This is a genomic window from Methanobrevibacter sp., from assembly GCF_017468685.1.
In the GTDB taxonomy this organism is placed as follows: Archaea; Methanobacteriota; Methanobacteria; order Methanobacteriales; family Methanobacteriaceae; genus Methanocatella.
In genome coordinates, this window is record NZ_JAFUHT010000091.1 from 1 (window position 1) to 3401 (window position 3401).

Annotated in this window: 1 protein-coding gene; it reads right to left on the reverse strand. The window is 34.0% G+C overall.

The window, feature by feature from the left end; translation table 11 throughout:
* The coding region (locus IJ258_RS11600; protein ID WP_292807056.1) for a right-handed parallel beta-helix repeat-containing protein at positions 1–3401 on the reverse strand (3401 nt) is incomplete at both ends.

Here is a 3401-nt window from a genome sequence, read left to right on the forward strand (position 1 = left end):
CATCCAGATTAGTGTTTGAGATTCTTAAGCCAAATACAGGAAGATTTTCATTGACATTTAAAATGGCCTCAGTGGAATTTGATATGTAGTTTACACGTTCCTGTGAAGTGACCCTGATTTTGTAATTTCCAGGATTTAGTGTTTTATCTATTACAATAGTTCTGCTGCCATTGACAAATACGACATTTTTGTAATCTTCAATTTCTATTGTATAAATTGACGCAACATCTGATTCTATGTTTAGAACAATGCTGTCATTATATTCTACTTCCACATTCGGTACAGATATAGTAGGATTAGCTTTATAGACTTCAAAATCAACAGTAGTTGATGTGAATGCAAAATCGTCGTGATCATAGATGGCTACAAGAGTGTATTTTCCAGCATCCAATTTCAATGACTCGATTTCATCTTTTGTGTAATACTTTCCGTTCAGTTGGTAATCCAGTGCACCAACAGCAGTTGAAGGTAGACTTTCAATGACTTTCAGGGTTTCACCATAGGTAATATTGTCAACTGAAACATTTATTTCAATACTATCACGGTTAACTCTGAAAATTTCAGTTATGCTGTCCATCAGATAGGTGTTATTGTTGGAATCTCCAATACTGTTTAAAACAGCAGAATATTTTCCATGATCCAATATGCCTGCATCATAGGTGAATGAATTGTTTTTGATTTCCACAATGTTGTTTTCACCGGCAACTGTTAAATTTGCAACTGCATAGAGATTTGTACCGAAATCTGCTGTACCAGTGATTGTTGAACTTTTACCATATTGAACAGATGGTGCATTTAATTTAACATCCTTAACATCAAAAATGGAATCATGGACTACGGTAAATCCATTGCTGTAAATATTCCTGTTTTCTCCAGTGTTATTTGCAAAAACACACTCATCAATGAATGTTGTAACTTTAGGAGATGTTGCAATGGCTCCAGTTACTGCATTGTTATTTGTAAATGCACTGCTGTCTACAAATAATGAGAGCTTTTTATTATAAGGATTTTTGATTAAAATTACAGAACCCACTTTACCACTATTGTTATTGAATGTGGTGCTTTCAATGTATGCTTTTGAAACTCCATCAAGGCATATGACTCCACCATCAACATTGCTGTTTGCGTTGTCTTCAAAATTGGATAAGCTGATATCAAAGACCACATCACTATTGGCATTAACATATATTACTCCACCTTCAAGTTGAGCATTTTCTCCGAGACTGTTTTTAATGTCGTTTTTCTTGAAGCTGGATGATACAACAGAAATATATCTGGAATTGTTGCCTGCATATATTGCAGATCCTTTAACAGCAGTGTTCTGTTCAAAGTCACATGAAACGATTGCCGGTTCAAATTGGGTTATGTTTTTGAAGTGCAATGCTCCTCCTTCACGTGCAGTGTTATTTATGAATTTGGAATCTGTGATTGAAATGTCTTCATGACCCAATGATGTGACTGCTGCAGTACCCACTTTTAAAGGAGCGACATTATTTATGAAATTACAATCATCAATATCCAATAAATATCCATCACTAAATATAGCTGCTCCACCATTTTCGGCAAATGATGTCTTTGTAATCTTATTGCCTGTAAAATTACATAAAGTCAGTGAAAGATATCCGTGATTGACTATAGCACCATAATTAGTATTCCTATTGTGAAGTCCTCTGAATGTTATGCCAGATATATCAACTACAGCGTTTTCATTTACTATTATGAAATTGGCGTCAGCGCCTTGTGCATCAAAGACTGCACCTTCCAATGCAATGATATCAAGAACTTTATTGGATATCACTATTCCAGTGTCTTTATATATTCCGTTTTTAACATAAATTGTGTCTTCATCATTGGAATTGGCTACAGCCTCATTTAAGGTATCATATTCCACATTTGTACTTAAAACAAGGAAGTTGCTGTAGGTTTTAGCAATTGTAAATGTGGTGAAATTCATGACAAAATAATAATTTTCATCACCGTCACGCATACCAACCACCGTATAATTACCTAAATCAAGGCCAGTAAGTGGCATGCTGGCTTTACCGTTTACGACTTCAAGATTATAATTCTTATTTCCAATTATAATAGTATAATTGTTATCCCAATTGGCATCAACATTTAAAACAGGTGTTTCAGGTATTAAAACATCCTTTACATCAAGAGTTAATGTTATTCTTGCTTTTTCAATCAATATTTTTGCATATCCGTCCTTAATTACATAGAATTCATTTCCATAAATATCAGAATAATAATAATGGGTGTAGAAATGATCATTACTGTCTCCTTGAGAAAACATTCCTTCCATAGCGAATTCATGTGTTCCTGCGGACAATAAACCCATACTTATATTAAATCGATTATCTTCAAGGGTGAGTAAGTCTTCAAACAGATTTTCATCATCTCTAATTCCCGCTAAAAGAGTATAACTATTATTTAAATTAGATCCCCAGTCAAAATCACCCTCAAGAATATAATCCTCACCATATGATCCATCTTTTACATCTATTTTTAAATGCAAATCATATTCATTTAACTCTAAATTAAATTTCCTTGTGGTTGATTCGGAGTATATGTTTCTGTAACCGTTTAGGTCAACATTGGAATCAAAAACACAGTTGGTTATATTTACAGGATCATTGGAGTTGCCGGTAATATAAATAGCACCTCCCAATACTGCACCATTTCCTATAAATTCAGTATTATCTACATTAAGTTTACTGGCATATATTGCTCCACCTTTCTCATAGGCTCCATTCATTATAAATTTTGAGTTGGTAACTGTTACATCTGAAGAAGAATCAGCATAGATAGCTCCCCCTTCACCCCTATACATAACATAACCATTCTCAGTGAAAGTACAATCATCTATTTTTACAACAGTATTTCTTAATTCCATCCGAGCATTTGATTCGAAAGTATTGCCATTCAGTACCAGATTTGCATTATTCGCATAAATTGGGTTTCCACGTGAAGTTCCAAAAGGTGCAATATTTTTAAATTCACAATTTGAAATGGTACACTCCCGATCAGTATAGATGAGTAATGGATTAGACATATCCCCTGTCATAGTTATATGTTCCATAGTGAGTTGGGAATTCGAACCAACATACAATAGATAATTTTTTTGAGAATCAGGTGAAAAAATAACAGGATTCAAAGGAGAATAATCTTTAGGCATGATTGTTACCGTTTTATCTGAAATAGCCACCTGAAAGTTAGCAGAATCAGTGTAAGTTCCACCATCAACAGTAATTACCCCTGATCCGCCACTAGGAATAGCATTTACAGCAGCACTTAAAGTTTCAAATACCTGCTCACCATCTAAAACAAAAGAAGGGATTATAAGAGAAAAAGTATTTCCTGAATACTCATATTTTGATTCCCAATTTTTCATCATGTAA